Origin of the sequence: Sphingomonas sp. Leaf10 (assembly GCF_001421245.1) — a bacterium.
Taxonomy (GTDB): domain Bacteria; phylum Pseudomonadota; class Alphaproteobacteria; order Sphingomonadales; family Sphingomonadaceae; genus Sphingomonas.
The window spans coordinates 947498-967319 of record NZ_LMKE01000001.1 but is presented as its reverse complement, the minus strand read 5'-3'; the positions used below and the strand labels follow the sequence as shown (position 1 = coordinate 967319).

Annotated in this window: 22 protein-coding genes; 15 read left to right on the top strand and 7 right to left on the bottom strand. The window is 66.5% G+C overall.

Annotated features, from left to right (window positions below):
• The first annotated feature begins 10 nt into the window (after nt 1–10).
• Complete coding sequence (gene ftsA / locus ASE59_RS04540) at nt 11–1270, top strand: cell division protein FtsA (protein ID WP_056452470.1); 1260 nt, start codon at nt 11–13, stop codon at nt 1268–1270.
• Between the two features lie 104 nt (nt 1271–1374).
• A complete protein-coding gene (gene ftsZ, locus ASE59_RS04535; RefSeq protein WP_056452466.1) occupies nt 1375–2895 on the top strand; it encodes a cell division protein FtsZ in 1521 nt (506 codons plus the stop codon).
• Between the two features lie 156 nt (nt 2896–3051).
• Here ftsZ and ASE59_RS19480 read toward each other — a convergent pair whose 3' ends face one another.
• Complete coding sequence (locus tag ASE59_RS19480; RefSeq protein WP_156359858.1) at nt 3052–3204, bottom strand: hypothetical protein; 153 nt, start codon at nt 3202–3204, stop codon at nt 3052–3054.
• 18 nt (nt 3205–3222) lie between these two features.
• Between ASE59_RS19480 and ASE59_RS04530 the strand changes: the two genes are divergently transcribed.
• From ASE59_RS04530 to tatC, 10 genes are all read left to right on the top strand, one after another.
• A complete protein-coding gene (locus tag ASE59_RS04530) occupies nt 3223–5124 on the top strand; it encodes a tetratricopeptide repeat protein (protein ID WP_056452463.1) in 1902 nt (633 codons plus the stop codon).
• Nucleotides 5121–6281, top strand: coding sequence for a deoxyguanosinetriphosphate triphosphohydrolase (locus ASE59_RS04525; protein WP_056452460.1), 1161 nt, complete (start codon nt 5121–5123; stop codon nt 6279–6281). Before ASE59_RS04530 ends, ASE59_RS04525 begins: the two co-directional genes overlap by 4 nt.
• Before the next feature lie 73 nt (nt 6282–6354).
• Nucleotides 6355–8082, top strand: coding sequence for an arginine--tRNA ligase (argS, locus tag ASE59_RS04520; RefSeq protein ID WP_056452456.1), 1728 nt, complete (start codon nt 6355–6357; stop codon nt 8080–8082).
• Nucleotides 8082–8813 (top strand): SPOR domain-containing protein, encoded by a 732-nt coding sequence (locus ASE59_RS04515; RefSeq protein ID WP_056452446.1) that lies wholly within the window; start codon nt 8082–8084, stop codon nt 8811–8813. Before argS ends, ASE59_RS04515 begins: the two co-directional genes overlap by 1 nt.
• A gap of 60 nt (nt 8814–8873) precedes the next feature.
• Nucleotides 8874–9878 carry a beta-N-acetylhexosaminidase gene (nagZ, locus tag ASE59_RS04510; protein ID WP_056452441.1) on the top strand — a complete coding sequence of 335 codons (1005 nt, stop codon included), beginning with the start codon at nt 8874–8876 and terminating at the stop codon, nt 9876–9878.
• Nucleotides 9879–10023: 145 nt separating this feature from the next.
• Nucleotides 10024–10755 (top strand): segregation and condensation protein A, encoded by a 732-nt coding sequence (locus ASE59_RS04505; RefSeq protein WP_056452439.1) that lies wholly within the window; start codon nt 10024–10026, stop codon nt 10753–10755.
• Nucleotides 10752–11318 (top strand): SMC-Scp complex subunit ScpB, encoded by a 567-nt coding sequence (scpB, locus tag ASE59_RS04500; protein ID WP_056452436.1) that lies wholly within the window; start codon nt 10752–10754, stop codon nt 11316–11318. The genes ASE59_RS04505 and scpB overlap by 4 nt, the downstream gene beginning before the upstream one ends.
• A 38-nt stretch (nt 11319–11356) precedes the next feature.
• Complete coding sequence (locus tag ASE59_RS04495) at nt 11357–11641, top strand: twin-arginine translocase TatA/TatE family subunit (protein WP_056452433.1); 285 nt, start codon at nt 11357–11359, stop codon at nt 11639–11641.
• Nucleotides 11642–11688: 47 nt separating this feature from the next.
• Nucleotides 11689–12090, top strand: coding sequence for a Sec-independent protein translocase protein TatB (gene tatB, locus ASE59_RS04490; RefSeq protein ID WP_056452428.1), 402 nt, complete (start codon nt 11689–11691; stop codon nt 12088–12090).
• Nucleotides 12087–12863, top strand: a complete 777-nt coding sequence (tatC, locus tag ASE59_RS04485; RefSeq protein WP_056452426.1) for a twin-arginine translocase subunit TatC — start codon at nt 12087–12089, stop codon at nt 12861–12863. Before tatB ends, tatC begins: the two co-directional genes overlap by 4 nt.
• A gap of 256 nt (nt 12864–13119) precedes the next feature.
• Here tatC and ASE59_RS04480 read toward each other — a convergent pair whose 3' ends face one another.
• From ASE59_RS04480 to lipB, 4 genes are all read right to left on the bottom strand, one after another.
• Entirely contained in the window at nt 13120–13254 is a 135-nt protein-coding gene (locus tag ASE59_RS04480) for an entericidin A/B family lipoprotein (protein ID WP_056452423.1), read from the bottom strand.
• A gap of 320 nt (nt 13255–13574) precedes the next feature.
• Nucleotides 13575–14249, bottom strand: coding sequence for a hypothetical protein (locus tag ASE59_RS04475; protein WP_056452417.1), 675 nt, complete (start codon nt 14247–14249; stop codon nt 13575–13577).
• Nucleotides 14250–14453: 204 nt separating this feature from the next.
• Complete coding sequence (locus ASE59_RS04470; protein WP_056403601.1) at nt 14454–14726, bottom strand: hypothetical protein; 273 nt, start codon at nt 14724–14726, stop codon at nt 14454–14456.
• Nucleotides 14727–14815: 89 nt separating this feature from the next.
• Complete coding sequence (gene lipB / locus ASE59_RS04465; protein ID WP_056452894.1) at nt 14816–15505, bottom strand: lipoyl(octanoyl) transferase LipB; 690 nt, start codon at nt 15503–15505, stop codon at nt 14816–14818.
• Nucleotides 15506–15568: 63 nt separating this feature from the next.
• Here lipB and ASE59_RS04460 point away from each other — a divergent pair, with 63 nt between their 5' ends.
• Nucleotides 15569–16402 carry a hypothetical protein gene (locus tag ASE59_RS04460; RefSeq protein ID WP_156359857.1) on the top strand — a complete coding sequence of 278 codons (834 nt, stop codon included), beginning with the start codon at nt 15569–15571 and terminating at the stop codon, nt 16400–16402.
• Nucleotides 16399–17142: a hypothetical protein gene (locus ASE59_RS04455; protein WP_056452411.1), complete on the top strand. Its 744-nt coding sequence runs from the start codon at nt 16399–16401 to the stop codon at nt 17140–17142. The genes ASE59_RS04460 and ASE59_RS04455 overlap by 4 nt, the downstream gene beginning before the upstream one ends.
• On the opposite strand, the gene ASE59_RS04450 is transcribed toward ASE59_RS04455, so the two are convergent.
• Together ASE59_RS04450 and hemF are read right to left on the bottom strand one after the other, a co-directional pair.
• The gene (locus ASE59_RS04450; RefSeq protein WP_056452408.1) at nt 17115–17708 is read right to left on the bottom strand and encodes a GNAT family N-acetyltransferase; all 594 of its coding nucleotides are present in this window, start codon (nt 17706–17708) and stop codon (nt 17115–17117) included. The two genes, ASE59_RS04455 and ASE59_RS04450, sit on opposite strands and share 28 nt — an antisense overlap.
• Nucleotides 17709–17712: 4 nt before the next feature.
• The gene (gene hemF / locus ASE59_RS04445; RefSeq protein ID WP_056452404.1) at nt 17713–18555 is read right to left on the bottom strand and encodes an oxygen-dependent coproporphyrinogen oxidase; all 843 of its coding nucleotides are present in this window, start codon (nt 18553–18555) and stop codon (nt 17713–17715) included.
• 369 nt (nt 18556–18924) lie between these two features.
• Here hemF and kduI point away from each other — a divergent pair, with 369 nt between their 5' ends.
• Nucleotides 18925–19764 (top strand): 5-dehydro-4-deoxy-D-glucuronate isomerase, encoded by an 840-nt coding sequence (gene kduI / locus ASE59_RS04440; protein ID WP_056452400.1) that lies wholly within the window; start codon nt 18925–18927, stop codon nt 19762–19764.
• The last annotated feature ends 58 nt before the right edge of the window (nt 19765–19822 follow it).

Sequence of the window (19822 nt, the reverse complement as noted above, 5' to 3'; positions counted from 1 at the left end):
GGCAGGGCATATGGCGAAGACGGCACCGGAAGGAATCATCACCGCACTCGACATCGGCACGTCGAAAGTGTCGGCACTGATCGCGCGCGTCGACGACAGCGGCGAACTGACCGTGCTCGGCACCGGCCAGCGCGAGAGCAGGGGCGTCAAGCGCGGCTATATCGCCGACATGAAGGCGACCGAAACCGCCGTGCGGGAGGCTGTCGAACAGGCCGAACGCATCGCCGGCTTCAATATCGAGGATGTCTGGGTCAGCTTCTCGGCGGGCGGCCTGGTGTCCGATATCGTCAAGCTGGAGGTCGATCTGGGCGGTCACCGCGTCGAGCAATCGGACGTCGATGCGCTGTTGAAGGCCGGTCGCAACGCGATCGATCCGGGGCAGCGCATGGTGCTTCACGCGCAACCGATGCGCTACACGCTTGACGGCCTTGGCGGGGTGAAGGAGCCGAAGGGGTTGCACGCCGACCGCTTGGGCGTCGAAATCCATGTCGTCGCCACCGAAGGTTCGCCGGTCCGCAACCTCGACCTGTGCGTCCGCTCGGCGCATCTCGAAACCAAATCGATCGTCGCCGCCCCCGTTGCGACCGGCCTTGCCTGTTTGTCGGAGGAGGAGCGCGAACTGGGCGTCGCGCTGGTCGAAATCGGGGCGGGGATCACCAACGTCTCGGTCTTCGCCAATGGCGTGCTGACCGGCCTCGCCTCGATCGCGATGGGTGCCAGCGACATTACCGACGACGTCGCCTCGGCGTTCGGCACCAACCGGGCACAGGCCGAACGGCTGAAATGCTTCTACGGTTCGGCCAACATGTCCCCGCGCGACAATCACGACATGATCGAGGTCGCGCCGGTCCGGGCGGAGGAGGATGCGGAGGGGACGCGCATCACCCGCGCGCAACTCATCACCACCATTCGCCAGCGGCTCGAACGGCTAGTCGGCGAAATCGGCAAGGAACTGCGCCGGTTGAACTTCGACGATCCGGTCGGGCGACAGGTCGTGCTGACTGGGGGCGGTGCCGAATTGAAGGGGATCGCCGATTACGCGCAGCAGGCACTCGGCCGTCCGGTCCGTGTCGGCCGTGCGCGCGGGCTGACCGCGCTGCCCGACGCGCATTCGGGGCCGGGATTCGCGACGCTGGCCGGTCTCGCCATGTTCGCGGCATCGAACCCGGTGGATTTGCGTGCGTTACAACCGACGCAGCAGATGGTATCGCGTCCCAGTACGGGAGCGCTGTTCCAACGGCTGCTGACCGCGTTCCGCACCAACTATTGACTTTTTCTACCCATCGGGCCGCGGGGGACTAGGATCGCCCCGCCGCTTGATGCACAACGGCATGGTAATTGTGCCCGGTGCCGGCCGGGACAGGGAGACCGAGTATGAGCATCGAATTTCTGGCACCCGACGTGGATGAACTGACCCCGCGCATCACCGTGATCGGGGTCGGCGGTGCCGGCGGCAACGCGATCGCGAACATGATCCGTGCCGAGGTGCAGGGGGTCGAGTTCCTCGTCGCCAACACCGACGCGCAGGCGCTGAAGCAGTCGTCCGCGCCGCAGCGTATCCAGCTGGGTGCCAAGATCACCCAGGGTCTTGGTGCCGGCAGCCGCCCCGAAATCGGCCGCGCCGCCGCCGAGGAAACGATCGAGGCGGTCCAGAAAAGCCTCGAAGGCGCGCATATGTGCTTCATCGCCGCCGGTATGGGCGGCGGCACCGGCACCGGCGCGGCACCGGTGATCGCCAAGGCGGCGCGCGAGATGGGCATCCTGACCGTCGGCGTCGTGACCCGTCCGTTTGCGTTCGAGGGCAAGCGTCGCGGCAAGTCGGCCGAGGCCGGCATCGAAGAGCTTCAGAAGTATGTCGATACGCTGATCGTCATTCCGAACCAGAACCTGTTCCTGATCGCCAACGCCAACACGACCTTCAAGCAGGCCTTTGAAATGGCCGACGAAGTGTTGCAGCAGGGCGTGCGCGGCATCACCGACCTGATGGTCATGCCCGGTCTCATCAACCTCGACTTCGCCGACGTCCGTTCGGTGATGCAGGAAATGGGCAAGGCGATGATGGGCACCGGCGAGGCCGAAGGTGACAATCGCGCCATCGAAGCCGCGCAGCAGGCGATCGCCAACCCGCTGCTCGACGGTGTATCGTTGAACGGTGCCAAGGGCGTGATCGTGTCGATCACCGGCGGCGACGACATGCGCCTGCTCGAAGTGGACGAGGCCGCGAACCACATTCGCGAACTGGTCGACGAAGACGCCAACATCATCTGGGGTTCGGCGTTCAACAGCGAACTGGAAGGCAAGATTCGCGTGTCGGTCGTCGCGACCGGCATCGAGGACGAAAAGCCGTCGCAGGCACAGCCCGCCCCGGCCCAGGCCGAACCGACCCGCGCCTTCTCGTTCAACGCGCCGCGCCGTCCGGCCGCTGCCGCGCCGGTCGCGCCGAGCGGTGCCGCTGCCGAACATCTGCAGGAAGCACCCGCGCCCGCGCCGATGGAGCGTTTCCCGCAGGGGGTGAGCCAGCCGTCGGTGTCCGAACGGATCGTGCCGCATTCGACCTACGACGCGCCGCAGCACACGTCGCCGCAGGCACCGGTGCAACCTTCGCACGCCGATGAGGACGAACTGGTGCTCGGAGCCGAGGCCGCAGCGCCAGCACCCGCGCCGACCCCGGCCAGCGATTTCGGTGCCTCGTCCAGCGAAGGCCGGCGTCGCTGGCTGACCCCCGAAGCGCCCGCCGAACCGGCCCCGCGTGAGGAAGCGGCCCCGACCCGCAAGCCCGGCGGCACGCTGTTCGAACGCATGGCCAATGCCGGCCGCGCCCCGGCGCGCGGCACCGACGACGGCAAGGAACCGCTGGACATCCCGCGCTTCCTCCACCGCCAGAACAACCAGTAAGCCAAGCGCCCCGCGACCGGCATCGCGGGGCGAAAGGTCTATAGGGTGCGCCCTGAAATCCTCCCCGCCCCGCGGGGAGGGGGACCGTCCGCAGGACGGTGGAGGGGGATCGCTCCACCCAAAACGCCCGAAACTTTCCTACACGCAAGTACCCTGTCAGACTCGAATGCGGCACCAGCCGCCCGCCCGGTCGCTCTGCAACACCGCGTTCCGTGTCACCTTCGTCACCTTCGCCGCCCGTTCGTCGCCACGACCACTCGCTTCGTCGCCGACCCCGCCCAACCGCCATTCCCGGTTCAGCCCCGACATGGTGTAGCGAAGCCGCCCATGACCCGATTCCCGCTCCTGTCCGCGGCCGCCCTGCTGCTCGCCACCGCCGCCCCGCTTCCCGTCGCGGCCCAGTCCGGCGCGATCGTCCAGTCGGTGACGACCCCCAATGCCGACCGCCTGTCCGAACAGATGCGCATATTGGGCCGCAGCCCCAATGACGTAACGGCATTGGTCGAGGCCGGTCGCCTCAGCGGAAAGCTCGGCGACACCGACGCGGCGATGCAGTTCCTCGCCCGCGCCGAGAAAGTCGCCCCCAGCGATCCCCGCATCCGCGCCGCCCGCGCCGTCGCGCTGGCCGGTATGGAACGGCCGGGCGAAGCGCTCGCCCTGTTCAACTCGGCCGAACGCGCCGGGGTGGCGATGGCCCCCTATCTGCCCGAACGCGGCCTCGCCTACGACCTGTTGGGGCAGGGCGCGCTGGCGCAGGCCGATTACCGACAGGTGCTGCGGGCAGGGGAGGACGACGAAGTCACCCGCCGCCTCGCCCTGTCGCTCGGCATCGACGGCAATCTCGCCGATGCGACGAAGGTGCTGAACCCGCTGCTTCTGAAGAACGACCGCGCTGCTTGGCGGGTGCGCGCCTTCACCCTTGCCATGTCGGGCGACGCGGCCGGCGCCGACAAGATCACCGCCAGTATGCTGCCGGGCTTTGCCAGCAGCCTGTCGCCCTTCTTCCGCCGCCTGCCGCAACTGGCCGGGGCGGACCGGGCGTTTGCGGTACATTTCGGCCGTCTCGCCCCCACGCCCGAACGGATGGCCGACGCCCGCCTCGCGCCACCGCTGCCTGCGCCGGTTCGTACGAGAGCGCCGGTGGCGGTGGCCGCCGTGACCGCGACTCCGGCACCCGCGACGGTCCGCCAGCCCAGCGCCGCGGAACGCCGTCGTCAGGCTGCCACGGAACAGGCCCGCCGCACCGCTGAAATACAGGCGCAGCAACTGGCACAGGCCCGCGCCGACGAAACCGCCCGCCGCGAATCGCTGGCCCGCGCCAATGCCGAAAAGGCGGCACTTGCCCAGCGCGAACGCGATGCGCAGCAACTCGCCGCGCAACAGGCCGAACAGGGGCGCATCGCCGAAGCGATCCGGCTGGAGGCCGAACGCGTCGCAGCGCGGCAGGCGGAGGAACGCCGCGTCGCGGCCGCCGCGCTTGCCGAACGCGACCGGCTCGCTCAAGCCGCCCGTCCGCCGGTACAGGTCGCCGCCGCGCCGGTGCCGGTCACCGTCGTCGACCGCCCGGCCGAAACGCCGCCTGCTGCCACGCCGACCGTCTCCACCGCCGCTGCGACGGTTGCCGCGCGTCGCGAATCGAACGACGACGTCCTCGCCCGGATCATCCGCAACCTCGACATTCCGGCCTCCGAACTAGGCGTAGGTCCACCGCCGGCACCAACGCCCGTCCCGACCAGTGTCGCGGCCTTCGCTGCCGATGCCGCCGCCGCCCGCAAGGCCGCCGCCCAACGCGAAGCCGACGCGCGCGCCGCCGAAGCCGCCAAGGCCGCCGAATCGAAAAAGCTGGCGGATGCCCGCGCCGCGATCGCCAAAAAGGCCGCTGACGCAAAGAAGCTGGCCGACCAGAAAAAGGCGGAAGCGGCCGAGGCCGCGAAGCTCGCTGCCGCCAAACGTGCCGATCCCGAACGCCATTGGGTACAGGTGGCCGGCGGTGCGAACGTCGCTGGGCTTCCCGCCGCATGGGCGATGATGGCAGCCAAGGCCCCTGCGTTGAAGGGGCGTCAGGCATGGACCACGCCGCTGCGCGCGACCAACCGCCTGCTGACCGGTCCGTTCAAGACCGATGACGAGGCGCAGTCGTTCGTCAATACGCTGCGCAAGTCGGGCGTGCAGGCCTTCGCCGTCACCAGCGAAGTCGGCCAGAAGGTCGTACGGGTACCGATCAAATGACCGCCCCCTATGCCGCAAATCCGCACGCCCATGGCGGCCGCCTGCATGCCGAACCGGGCGACGCCACGCGCGGTCCGCGTGACGCCTTTCAGCGCGACCGCGACCGGATCATCCATTCGATCAGCTTCCGTCGCCTGCGCCACAAGACGCAGGTGTTCATGGCGCCCGATGGCGATCATTTTCGCGTCCGGCTGACCCATAGTCTGGAGGTCGCGCAGATCGGCCGTGCGGTCGCGCGCACGCTGGGGCTGAACGAGGATCTGACCGAGGCACTATGCCTCGCCCACGATATCGGCCACCCGCCGTTCGGCCATGCCGGTGAGGATGCGCTGGAGGCGGCGATGACCGCGCATGGCGGGTTCGACCATAATGGCCAGACGCTGCGGACGCTGACCTGGCTCGACAGCCCCTATCCGCGCTGGCGGGGGCTAAACCTGACCTGGGACACGCTGGAGGGGCTTGCCAAGCACAACGGCCCGATCCCGACGCCCGGTTGGGCATTGGCGGCAGCGGACGCGGCGCACGGCCTGCGGCTGAACGAATGGCCCTCGCTGGAGGCGCAGATCGCGGCGATCGCCGACGATATCGCCTATGACAATCACGACATCGACGACGGTCTGCGCGCCGGCCTCCTGACGCTCGACCAGTTGCTCGGCGTGCCCTTCGTCGCCGCCGGTTGGGACGCGGTGCGCAAGCGTTTCCCCGATGTGGCACCCGAACGGCTGGTCGGCGAACTGACCCGGTCGCAGATCGGGGCGATGGTCAACGACCTGATCGCCGAAACCAACCGTCGCGTCGCGGCCACCTATGTCGAAACCGTTGCCGACGTCCGCGCCGCCGGTCAGTGCCTCGCCCATTTCTCGTCGGAAATGGCCGAACAGGAGCGGGTGCTGAAACGCTTCATGTACGCCAATCTCTATCACCACCCGCGCCAGTTGGTGGCGGCGGAGATGGCGGGGCGAGTGGTCGCGGGGCTGTTCGCCGCCTATCACGCCGATCCGCGCGCGATGCACGATGGCTGGCACGCGACGCTGCCGGAAACCGAACCCGATCGCAGCCGCCACATCGCCGACTATATCGCCGGCATGACCGATCGTTATGCGGTGCGCTGCTACCGTGAGGTCGTCGGACCGATCGACTTGCCCGAAGGGTTCTGACCCAATAGCAGCTTTTGCCTAAGGCGACCCTTTCCGCTAAGCGGCGCGGTTCCACCAATCGACCGGAACCGCCATGACGCTGTACCCCCGTTTCTTCGCCCATCTCGACCGCGCGCTCGACACGCTCGTCGCTCGCGGCGACCTGCCGGCGGGACTGGAGCGACGCGCGATTACGGTCGAGCCGCCGCGCGATACCAGCCATGGCGACCTGTCGACCAACGCGGCGATGGTGCTGGCCAAGCCGGCCAAGACCAACCCGCGCGCGCTGGCCGAATTGCTGGTCGCCGAACTGGCGGGCCTGCCCGAAGTCGCCGCCGCGTCGGTCGCCGGCCCGGGCTTCATCAACCTGACGCTGACCGATACGACGTGGCGTGGCGAACTGACCGCGATCGCCGAAGCCGGCGACGCCTATGGCCGGTCGCAGGCCGGGGCGGGGAGCGTAGTGAACATCGAATATGTCTCGGCCAACCCGACCGGTCCGATGCACATGGGCCATTGCCGTGGCGCGGTGGTCGGCGACGCGCTCGCCAGCTTGCTCGAATGGAATGGCGCGCGGGTCATCCGCGAATATTATGTCAACGATGCCGGCGGGCAGGTCGCCGTCCTGGCGCGTTCCGTGCACCTGCGCTACCGCGAGGCGCTAGGCGAGACGGTGACGATCCCGGAAGGCCTGTATCCCGGCGACTATCTGGTCCCGGTGGGGGACGCGCTCGCCGCCGAGTTCGGCGACCGCTATGTGAATGCGCCGGAAGAGGAGTGGCTGGTCCTGTTCCGCACCTGCGCCGTCGCGGCGATGCTCGCCATGATCAAGGCCGATCTGAAGCTGCTCGGCATCGAACATGACGTCTTCTCTTCCGAAGCCGAATTGCAGGCAGCGAAGAAGCCCGAAGCCGCCGAGGCATGGCTGCGTGCCCGCGACCTCGTCTATGACGGCGTGCTCGAAGCGCCGAAGGGCGAGACGCCCGAGGATTGGGAACCGGTCGAACTGCCGCTGTTCCGTTCGACCAGGTTCGGCGACGATCAGGACCGCCCGATCAAGAAGTCGGACGGCAGCTGGACCTATTTCGGCGCCGATCTCGCCTATCATTTCCAGAAGGCTGAGGGCGTCGACCAGCTGATCGACATCTGGGGCGCGGACCATGCCGGAACCGTCAAGCGCATCGTCGCGGCGGTGCAGGCACTGACCGAGGGCAAGACCCGCTTCGACGTCAAGCTGGTCCAGATGGTGCGGCTGTTGCGCGGTGGCGAACCGGTCAAGATGTCGAAGCGCGCCGGCAATTTCGTAACGCTGGCCGATGTCGTCAACGAAGTCGGCAAGGACGTGGTCCGCTTCACCATGCTGACGCGCAAGGCCGATGCGCAGATGGACTTCGACTTCGCCAAGGTGGTCGAAGCGTCGAAGGACAATCCGGTCTTCTACGTGCAATACGCTCATGCCCGCGTCCATTCGCTGGCAAGGCGTGCGGCCGAGGCGGGGATCGCCGTTACCGACGATGCCGACCTGTCCCGTCTCGATACGGTCGAGCTCGCGCTGGTGAAGCGTGCCGCGCAGTTCCCGCGCATGGTCGAAAGCGCGGCGGCGGTACGCGAACCGCACCGCATTGCCTTCTATCTCTATGACCTGGCGGCGGAATTTCACGCGGCCTGGAATCTCGGCAACGACGACCCGTCGCGCCGCTATCTTCAGCCCGACGACGTCGCGCTGACGCAGGCACGGCTTTTCCTTGCGCGCGCGATCGGGCAGGTAATCCGCAATGGCCTCGCCATCATGGGGGTCGAGGCGGTTAAGGAGATGAAATGATGGCGGATTCGATCGCAGCCGGCGATCCCGACCACGAACGTCTGCCGTGGCTGGAAAGCGCGGACCCCGAACCGGATGCGCCGCGTCCGGTATGGCGGACGGTATTGCTGGTGCTGATCGGGTTGCTGATGGTGGCCGCGATCGTCTTCGCCCTGTTGCGCCAGCGCGATGCGCCGACCGCCAGCGGCACCGGTGACCTGATCGCCGCACCCAACGAGCCGTACAAGACGCGCGCCGAGGGTAGCGACGGCATGCAGGTGACGGGCGACAGCGACACCGCCATTGCCACCAGCGAAGGAGCGACCGGCGGCAACGCCTCGGTCAACCTGAATGCCGTTCCCGAAGCGCCGGTGCAGGGCAGCGCCGCCGCCCCGGCCGCCGCTCCGGCGAGCAGCGGGACCGGCCGCGTCGCGACGGCAGTGCCGGCCACCAAGCAACGGCTGGAGGCACGCGCGCCGGCGGCGGCCGCACCCGCGCCGGCAGCGGCGGGGGCCGGTGGTTCGGTGGTGCAGCTGGGGTCGTTCCCGAGCGAAGCGGTGGCGAACACCGCGTGGAACCAACTGTCGCGTCGCTTCGGCTATCTCGCTCCGCTCGGCAAATCGGTGCAGGTCGCGGAGGTGAAGGGGAAGACCGTCTATCGCCTGCGCGTCAACGCCGGCAGCGCCAACCAGGCATCGGACCTGTGCGGCAAGCTGAAACTGGCGGGCGAGAATTGCTTCATCGCGCGGTGAGATAAGGCTGGCGACACAGGCCGGTTGTCGCGCCGGGCTGCCTGCGGTAGCCCGGCGCTTATGAAGCCCGTGATCTTTGGCCTGTCCGGCCCGACCCTGACCGCCGACGAATCCGCGCTGTTCCGCGAGGCCGATCCGCTCGGCTACATCCTGTTCGGTCGCAACTGCGTCGATCGCGACCAGATGCGGGCGTTGACGGATGCGTTGCGCGACCTGTCGGGGCGTGCCCATCTGCCGATCCTGATCGATCAGGAGGGCGGGCGCGTCGCGCGGATGCGGCCGCCCGAATGGCCAACCTTTCCTGCTCCTGCCGCCTTCGCCGCACTGTACGATCGCGCACCGTCCTCGGCGATCGCAGCGGCCAAGGCGAACGGGCAGGCGATCGGTGCGATGCTGGCGGAGGTCGGCGTTAGCGTCGACGCGCTGCCGCTGCTCGACGTGGCGCAGCCCGACATGACCGGCGCGATCGGCGACCGCAGCTATGGCGCCGATCCGATGCAGGTCGCCGCACTTGGCCGCGCGACGCTGGACGGACTGGCGTCGGCCGGGGTGGTCGGCATCGTCAAGCATATGCCGGGCCATGGCCGGGCAAAGGTCGACAGCCATCTCGAATTGCCGAGGGTCGATGCATCGGACGCCGAACTGGCGATCGACCTGCAGCCCTTCCGCACGCTCGCCCATGCGCCGATGGCGATGACGGCGCATGTCGTGTTCTCGGCATACGATGCCGACCGCCCCGCGACGCTGTCGCCGACCGTCATCCGCGACATCATCCGCGAGCGGATCGGGTTCGACGGGCTGTTGATGACCGACGATATCGACATGAAGGCGCTGTCGGGGACGCCGGCGGACAAGGCGTCGGCGGCGATCGCCGCCGGATGCGACGTCGTGCTCGATTGCTGGGCGCGGATGGACGAGATGGCGGCGATCGCCGACCGGCTCGACGTCATCGCGCCGGAGTCGCGCGCACGACTCGACCGGGCAATGGCTGCGGTCGGCAAGGCTAGCGAGGTACCGTTCGTCGAACTGGTCGCTACTCGCGACACATTACTGGCACTTAGCTGACGCGATGCTGTTCGCAGTCTCGCGCCAGTGGGGGTGAAGGGAAGGCGGTTGCCGTCGATCGAGACGCTGCCGCTACGGCACGCAGTTCGACGTGACGCACGAATATCGGTGACGGCTGAGGCGCCGCGCGGATAGGGTCGCGGGCATGGAAGCCGATGCGCCGGTACTGACGATCGAACTCGACGGATGGGAAGGGCCGCTCGACCTGCTGCTGGCGCTTGCCCGGACGCAGAAGGTAGACCTGCGGCGCATCTCGATCCTCGCGCTGGTCGAGCAATATCTGCGCTGGATCGACCGGGCGGCGGCATTGCGGCTGGAATTGGCGGCCGACTGGCTGGTGATGGCGGCATGGCTCGCATATCTGAAATCCGCGCTGCTGCTGCCGCGCGAGCCGGAAATGGACCCGGACCCCGAGGAACTGGCGCTGCGCCTGCAACTGCGCCTCGAACGGCTCGATGCGATGCGGGAGGCGGGTGCGCGGCTGCTGGCACGCGACCGGATCGGCCGCGACGTCTTCACCCGGGGTGATCCCGAAGGGTTGCATGTCGTGCGAACGGCGCGCTGGGACGCCAGCCTCTTTGACCTTATCGGCGCCTATGGCCGGGTCAGCGCGCGGACGCGGCCGGTGCTGCATGTCGTGCAACACCGGCCGGTAATGACGCTGGAGGTCGCGATCAAACGGGTGGAGGCGATGCTCGGCACCCGGATCGATTGGACCTCGATCCACTTCTTCCTGCCGGCCGATGCCGATGCGCGTTTTCGCCGTTCGGCGCTCGCCTCTACCTTTCTCGCGACATTGGAATTGGCGCGGCAGGGCAGGGTGGCGATCCGGCAGGACGTGCCGTTCGGTCCGATCGATGTTCGGTGCATCGCATGACCGACCCGTTCGTCCGCGCGGTGGAGGCGGTGCTGTTTGCCAGTGACTCCCCGATGACCGCGACCATGATCGCCGCCTATGTCGGCGATGGCGATGTCCGCGCGGCGCTGGCGACGATCGAGGCGGACCATGCCGGGCGCGGCTTCGGGCTGGTCCGGCGCGGCGAGCATTGGCATTTCGAGACTGCCCCCGACCTTGCCCATTTCCTGCGCCGCGACCGTGATGAGTCGCGAAAACTGTCGCGTGCCGCGATCGAGACGCTGGCGATCATCGCCTATCACGAGCCCGCGACACGCGCGGATATCGAATCGATTCGTGGCGTGCAGATATCGAAAGGCACGATCGACGTCCTGCTCGCCGCCGGCTGGGTGCGCCCGGCGGGGCGGCGCGAAGTCCCCGGACGGCCGCTGATGTACGCCACGACGCCCGCCTTTCTCGACCATTTCGGCCTGAACAGCCGCCGCGACCTGCCCGGGATCGACGATCTGCGCGCCGCCGGTCTGCTCGAACCAATCGACGATGCTTTTGCAACCGTGCTGGAAAGCGGCGACGATAGCGACTAAGTGAACCGCAACGATCCGTTTCGCGTGGAGTGTAGACGATGGGTGGTCTTAGCATTTGGCACTGGCTTATCGTCGGCGTCCTGGTCCTGTTGCTGTTCGGCAAGGGACGTTTTTCCGACATGATGGGCGATGTGGCGAAGGGGCTGAAGAGCTTCAAGAAAGGCATGGCCGAGGATGACGAGGTTCCGCCGCCGCCCGCGCGGCCGCGTGAACGGCTGGAACAGCGCCCGGTCGACGATCGCTACGATCACGATCCGGCCCCGCGCGATCCGGCGTATCGCGATGCCCCGCGCGACGCCGATCGTCCGCACGGCGACCGCTGATCCTCTGCCAACCGGCGGGCCGCGCGCCCGCCTGAACCCGAGCGCCGATGTTCGATATCGCACCTACCGAATTGATGGTCGTCGCGCTGGTCGCGTTGGTCGTCATCGGCCCAAAAGATTTGCCCAAAGCCATGCGCTTCGTCGGCCATTGGGTCGGCAAGGCGCGCGGTGTCGCACGCCAGTTCCGCTCGGGCTTCGACACGATGGTCCGTGAGGCCGAACTGGCCGAAATGGAAAAGAAATGGGCGGAGGAAAACGCGCGGATCATGCGTGAGCATCCGACGACCGATACCCCTGTTCATCCCGTCGACGCGCCGTCCCCACCGCCGCCGGTCCATGACCCCGCGTCGCAGGACGAACATGCCGCACCGGTAATGGTCGAGCGTCCCGATCTGCGCGAAGGGCAGGCCGACCAGCCGCCGGCCGTCGACGGCAAGGCTGCGTCATGAACGATATTGACGACAGCCAGGCACCGCTGCTCGATCACCTGATCGAACTCCGCCGTCGCCTGCTCTACTCGGTGGTAGCGGTCGCGCTATGTTTCGGCGTCTGCTTCTATTTTTCCGAACAGATACTGACGTTTCTGGTAAAGCCGCTGCTGGCGGCCGGGCAGAAACGCGTCATCTTCACCCAGATTTTCGAAGCGTTCTTCGTCCAGATCAAGGTCGCGTTCTTCGCGGCGATGATGCTCGCCTTTCCGGTGATCGCGAACCAGTTGTGGCAGTTCGTAGCACCTGGGCTGTACCGCAACGAAAAGCGTGCCCTGTTTCCCTTCCTGTTGGCGACCCCGATCCTGTTCATCGCCGGGGCGGCGCTCGCTTATTACGTGACCATCCCGGTCGCGCTGCATTTCCTGCTCGGCTATCAGGGTAATCTGGGCGGCGTGCAGCAGGAAGCATTGCCGTCGGTCGAGAATTACCTGTCCTTCGTGATGCAGTTCCTGTTCGCGTTCGGCCTTGCCTTCCTGTTGCCGGTCCTGCTCATGCTGCTCGAACTCGCGGGGATCGTCACCCGCAAGCAGCTGGTCGGGGCGCGCCGCTATGCGATCGTCGCCGCCTTCGCCATCGCCGCGGTGGCGACACCGCCGGATATCGGGTCGCAGTTCCTGCTCGCGGTGCCGCTGATCCTTCTCTACGAACTGGCGCTGATCGCGATCTGGTTCACCGAAAAGCGCCGGGCAAAGCGCGATCCCGACGCTGCCGGCGACGAAGAGACCGCCTGATGCGTATGGTCGCGGCGGTCGATCGGCCGCTGCTGTACTGTGATCCACTTGCACTAAGTCCGACGCCACCCCGGCGCAGGACTTTGCGATAAAGACACGCCGCACGAACCGTGGGCGCCCAGCCTTCGGCCGGGGCGTCGGCGACGACCAGGCGGTAACGCTGTAATTTCGTTGCGGGCCTAGCCAGCAGGCGCCTCGGCAAAAAAAGGCGGCCCGGACTCGATCCGAACCGCCCCGATGTCGTTCTTGGTCGGATTTACTTCGAATCCTTGGCCGCGCCGGCCACTGCATCGCCTGCCGACGACACGTCACGGCCGACGCCTTCGACGGTGTTGCACGCGCTGATGGCGAGGGCGCCCGCAACTACTGCCAAGCTGAGAAACTTACGCATATCGACCTCCGAATGGATGGCGGTACAAGCCGCTGTTCGAGGGAATGTCTGATGCCGGACTTCGTTCCGGTTGGGCAACCCATCGGCATTGGCCACAAAAAGCAACCCGCCGGTTTTCACCGACGGGCTGCTTAGTTGAAACCAGAATATGGGCCCGGCGGCGCTACCGGGGGGGGGGAGGGTTCACACCAACCGGGCCCTGTTCGTGGATAGCGAGAGCGGGGGGGCATAAATTCGCTATCCGGAGGTGATAACGGCATCCCCCATGCTTGGTTCCGGCTGATCCACGCCTTTTTTTGATATTCGTATCCGGTCTGCGATCAGGCCGGGAACGCGCCGCAGCGCTTCGCCTGCCACAGCCCCTTGCGCCAGCATTTCTTGTTGTCGAATTGATACAGGCGGGCCGGGCGGGCGGCATAGGGGATCGCCCGACCGAATTGCTGCTCGCCGTACGCGACCAGCGAGTTGCGCATCTTGCGCATCCGCATTTCGGCGAACTCGCCCAGATAGCCACGCGGCACGAAGATCGCTTCCTGCCCGATCTCGTTCGCCGCCTGACAGAAGCTCAATTGCGCCGACACGGTCGAGAAGCTGGAATAGACGCGGGTGCCGAACTGGTCGAGCGCGGTCTGTCCGGCCTTGGTCGAACCGGCGGTGCGGATGAAATATTTGCCGAGCGCGTCATAGCTCTGCTTCAATTCGTCGGCATGGTCGAACAGCAGCGCGTTGTAGTTGTGCAGCGTCAGCAGCGTCGGTTCGAACTGGCATTGCAGCGCCGCGACGTTCAGTCCGGAACGCAGGTTCCACAAAATGGCGGCACGCATCTCGGCGGGCGTTGCGCCGGGCAGCGCCTGGGTCGCGACGCCGGGTTCCTCGCCAGTGACGCGCGGACCGTTCATGTCGACGTTCTTGAGGAAAAACTGTGCCGAGGCGGGGGTGGCCGCGACGGTCAGGGCGGCGGCAGCGGCCAGAAATAGGGTACGCACTACGCTCATCTCTTCCTTATCACGGCGCATCGGCGCCCGGGGCAAGAAGCGATGGTTAGGCAGTTTTGCGCAGCGACCCAAGCCCGATTTTGCAACTTGTGCCACGTTTCGCCGCACGACCGCGTAACGATCGTCCAAAGCGGGCTCGCGCAACGAAAAAGGGCCGCCCGGTCGCCCGGACGGCCCCTTCGCCAGAATAGCCGAAACGGCTGATTACATGGCGTTGGTCATGCCGGCTTCGTTCGACATCATCATGGTGTCGTTCGACATCATGCTGTCGTTCGACATCATCATGGTGTCGTTGCCCATGGCGCCGTCAACGGCGGTCATGTTGTCCGACATCGTGCCGTCCATCATGTCGGTCGAGTTCAGGTCGGTGACGGTCGCGTTGTCCGCGGTGGTTTCGGTGTTGCCGCCGCAAGCCGACAGCGCCAGCGCCGCGCCGGCAACGATCGAACCGGTCAGAATCTTCGAGAATGCACGCATGGTAAGCTCCCTAAGCTGTGGAGTAGGCGGCGTTCTTATGCCGTTAATACCCAATCCGCGCTGGACATTAGTCGAACGACCCGTCCCCCTCAAGCCTCGTTTTGCGCGCTAGCGTACAAGGCGTTCAGGAAGACGGGGAAACCGTCTGCCAACGCCCGGTCAAAGTCGGTGGTATCGATCCGTTTTCCAAGGGCCTGGGCGCTCGTTACCGGATATTCGGCGATACCGCAGGGTATAATCCCACCGAAATGTGTCAGATCCGGGGCGAGGTTGACGGAAAATCCGTGAAGCGTCGCCCAGCGGCGGACCCGTACGCCGATCGCGCCGATCTTCGCCTCGCTACCGCCGTCGCTGGTCCAGATGCCGATCCGGTCGGGGACGGCATAGGCATGGATGCCGAATTCGCCGAGCGCGCCGATCACCCATGACTCGACGGCATGGACGAAGCGGCGCACGTCGCGCCCGCGCTTCGTCAGGTCGAGCATCAGATACCCGATCCGCTGCCCCGGCCCGTGATAGGTATAACGCCCGCCGCGACCGGCGGCATGGACCGGGAAGCGGGTGTCGAGCAGTTCGGTGGGGTCGGCGCTGGTGCCGGCTGTGTAGAGCGGCGGATGTTCAAGCAGCCAGACCAGTTCGTCGGCGCGGCGATCGGCGATCGCGGTCGCGCGTGCCTCCATCTCCGCCAGTGCCGCCAGATATTCGATGCGGCCGGGCGAGCGGCGCCATTCGATCTGCTGTTCGATCGCGATCGGCGGAACGGTAGGATTGCTGGCCATTTTCATTCGGAAAGAGGAGGGGTAGAGCATCCTTCGGACATATGGGGAGCAAGCGCAACGATGGTGAGTGTCGGAACAGTGTGGGACCGCGCGGTCGATTTCGTCCGCGACCATCTGGCCGCGGTGATGCCGGTGCTGCTCGTCACGCAATTCGCCGCCCCCGCGATCAGCGGCAGCCTGGCGGGGGTGCGCGCCGATGCGACCGGCGGCACCGCCGCGGGGCTGGGGCTGTTGTCGGTGGCGACGACGATCATCTCGCTATGGGGCGCGCTGTATCTGGTCGGCTTTGCCGCGCAGCCCAGCGGCCGCGAACATCGTGACGAGGCGATGCGCATCGCAACCGGTCGGTTCCTGCCGCTGATCGGGGTCAGCATCGTGCTGCTGGTCGTACTGGGCATCCTCGCGCTGCCGGGCGTGCTGATCGCGGTTTCCAGCGGGTTCGATTTCATGGCGGTCGCCAACGGCACCGCCATGCAGTCGGCCGAGTTCGCGAAGCTCGGCTCCGCGCTGCTCTATTTCGTGGTGCTGGCGCTGTTCGTGCTGTGGGCCTCGGCACGGTTGCTGCCGATCAACGCGGTCGTCGCGATGGAGCGGCGCGGGCTGGGCGCGATCCCGCGCGCCTTTGCCCTGACGCGCGGGCTGACGTGGAAACTGATCGGCCTGATCATATTATATGGCATCGTCACCGGCGTTGCGGTGTCGGCCGCGCAGTTCGTGTTCGGCGCGGTCGTCGCGTTGATCCTCGGCGACGATGGCGGCCTGTCGATGGCGACCGTCGCCGGATCGATCGCCGTCGCGGCGGTCAGTGCGGTGCTGGCGCTTTACCAGTCGGCGTTCATCGGCAAGCTGTACCGCGCTATCGTCGGCGAACAGGACGACGTGGCCGTTTTCGCATGAGGATCGATATCGGCGCGGCCTTGCGGGAAGCGGTCGCGATCTGGCGCCGCGACCGCCAAGTGATCCTGGCGGTTGCCGGCATGTTCTTCTTCCTGCCCAATCTGGCGCTGTCGTTGCTGCTGACGACGGCACGGACGCAGCTGTCGATCGATGCCGCCGCCGCGACCGACGACCGCGCGATGTTGGCGGTGATGCAGGCGCAACTGATCGAGAACGCCCCGTGGTTCGCCCTGCAACTGCTGATCGAAGTGATCGGTGTCGCGGTGTTGCTGACGCTGCTGCTCGATGCCCGGCGGCCGACGGTGGGCGAAGCGTTGCGCAGCGTCGTCCGCCGCCTGCCGGTGCTGGTCGCCGCGACCCTGCTGGTCAACGTGGCGAAGAGCGTCGGGCTGCTCCTGCTGCTGCTGCCCGGCCTGTATGTGATCGGGCGGGTGTTCGTCGTCCTGCCGGTCCTGATCGCCGAGCCGCAGCGCCGCTTCGGCGATGCGATGACGCGCGCATTGACCCTGACCCGGGGGCATGTGCTGCAACTCGTGTCGCTGTCGGCGATGCTGTATTTCGGCGGGCAGCTGGTCGCGTTGCTGCTGACCAGTACGGCGAATGCGGTATCGCGCAGCGGCGGCAATCCGGTGACGATGGCGATGCTCGCCACCGCGATCGCCTTTGTCGGGGCGGCGCTGTCGACCGCCTTCGCGCTGGTCCGCGCGACCGTCTATCGACGGTTGGCGAGCAGGGGATAATGCGGCGCGGCGTCGGCGGGGAGGATGCCGATGCTGCGCGGATCGACGAACGTCTCGATCGTGCGCTGATACGGCACGAAGCCCGACCGACGATAGAAGCCGAGCGCGCCGGGGTGATCGAGCGTGCAGGTATGCACCCACACCCGGCGCACGTCCTTCCTCCAGGCCAGCGCCAGCGCATGTGCCATCAGCCAGCGGCCATGGCCTTGCCCCGCCAGTTCGGGGATCAGCCCGACATAGGACAGCTCGCACTCGCCCGGCTTGCGATCGTCGAGTTCGAGCATCCCGACCTCGATCCCCGCCCGGTCGACCACCGCCCAGATGCGGACCGCGTCGTCATGGAGGATCGCCGCCAGCGTGTCGTCGGCCATCACCAGCCGCGAAAACCACAGCCACGGCCCGCCGATCCGGCGGAACAGGGCGCGATACCGCTCGACCCCCGGCTTTTCCCAACGCACCAGCCGCAACGGCGACGCCGGCAGCGGCGCGGGACGCGGCCGGTCGCGCATTTCGAGCGAGGTGACGATCGTCGCCACCTCGTCCGGCTTCACCGGGATCAATCCCATCGCGTCAGCTCCACGTCGCCAGCGGCGGCAGGCTCATCAGGATCGCATCGATATTGCCGCCGGTCTTCAGCCCGAACAGCGTTCCCCGGTCATAGACCAGGTTGAATTCGGCATAGCGCCCGCGCCATTCGAGCTGCCGCGCGCGATCCGCATCGTCATAGGGCATCGCCATCCGCCGCCGGACCAGTTGCGGATAGATCGACAGGAACGCCTCCCCGACATCGCGGGTAAAGGCGAAGTCGTCGTCCCAGTCGTTCGCCAGATGATCGTAGAAAATGCCGCCGACGCCGCGATGCACGCCGCGATGGGGGATATAGAAATAATCATCCGCCCATTGCTTGAACCGCGGATGATAGGCCGGATCATGCGCATCGCACGCGGTCTGCATCGCGGCGTGAAAATCCGCCGTATCCTCCGCATAGGGGATGGGCGGGTTCAGGTCCGCGCCACCGCCGAACCAGCGTTTGGTTGTAACTAGGAAGCGGGTGTTCATATGCACCGCCGGCACATGCGGGTTCGCCATGTGGGCGACGAGGCTGATGCCGGTGGCGAAGAAGCGCGGGTCCTCCGCCGCGCCATGAATCGATTTGGCGAATTCGCCTTCGAACGTGCCGCCGACCGTCGAGACGTTGACCCCGACCTTTTCGAACACCTTGCCCTTCATCACCCCGCGCACGCCGCCGCCGCCGGGTGCGCCCGACGGGTCGGTGCGGTCCCACGGCGTGTAGGCGAACGTCGCGTCCGATCCGGCCTCGCGCTCGATTGCCACGAACGATGCGCAGATGCGGTCGCGCAGCGATTCGAACCAAGTGCGGGCGGATTGTTGCTGAGGATCGAGCGGTTGCATGGCGGTCGCTTTGCCGGGCGGGGCGGGAAGGGGCAAGAGGACGGAATGTCCCAACCGATCGGGGGCGGCGTAACGTCAGTCTTTGCCTCGTGGGAACCGGTGTCATTATGTAATCTGCGCGGGCAGAAAAGGCGCCAGAGCGGTGCGGAGTTTCCGCATATCGAACTATAGATCCATATTTCGGAACGCGGCGTGGCGGTGGGGTCAGTTGCCGCCGTACGACCCGATGACGCAAAACTGCCACTTCTGCACCGTAAAAACCGGTCGACGGGACCGGCCAAGAACGGTAGGACGGTAACGACGAATTTGTATGACAGGCGCTGCCACCGGCGGAACTGTCCTGATACCGGTTACCTAATGGAGAGAGCGATGTTCGACCGCACCTATTACGCGACGCACCCCGACATGATGGAATGCGTATCGAATGAGGAACTGCGCGATCGCTATCTGATCGACGGCCTGTTCCGCGAAGGGGAATGCGTTCTCAACTACACCCATGCCGACCGGTTCGTGATTGGCGGGGTCGCGGTCGGCGACGCCCCGGTCAAGCTGCCGACCCAGACCGAACCGAAGTCGGCCGAGGGGCATCCCTTCCTCGAACGCCGCGAAATGGCGGTGGTCAATGTCGGCGATGCCGAGGGCACGCTGACCGTCGATGGCGAGACGTTCACGCTCGGCAACAAGGACTGCGTCTATGTCACCATGGGCGCGACCGATGTCGAGTTCGGCGGCAAGGGTGCGCGCTTCTACATCGCATCGTGCCCGGCGCATAAGGGCTTCACCACCCGCAAGCTCGGCATCGCCGACGCCAATGCGCTCGAACGTGGCAGCCTAGAAGAGTCGAACGAGCGCACCATCTACCAACTGGTCATTCCCGGCGTGTGCGATTCGGCGCAGCTGGTCATGGGCCTGACCGTGCTGAAGCCCGGCAGCGTGTGGAACACCATGCCGCCGCACATCCATGAGCGTCGCAGCGAAATCTATTTCTACTTCGAACTGCCGACCGACAATGACAAGGTGTTCCATTACATGGGCGAGGGCGAAGCGATGCGCCACATCGTCGTCGGCAACGAGGAATCGGTCATTTCCCCGCCCTGGTCGGTGCACATGGGTTCGGGCACGCGCGCCTATGCCTTCATCTGGGCGATGGCGGGCGAGAACCAGGACTATACCGACATGAAGGTGCTCGACATCTGCCAGCTGGCGTGAGGTGGGGCCGGAAATTCCATTGGACGTTCCAGCACAACCCGTTCGTGCTGAGTAGGGA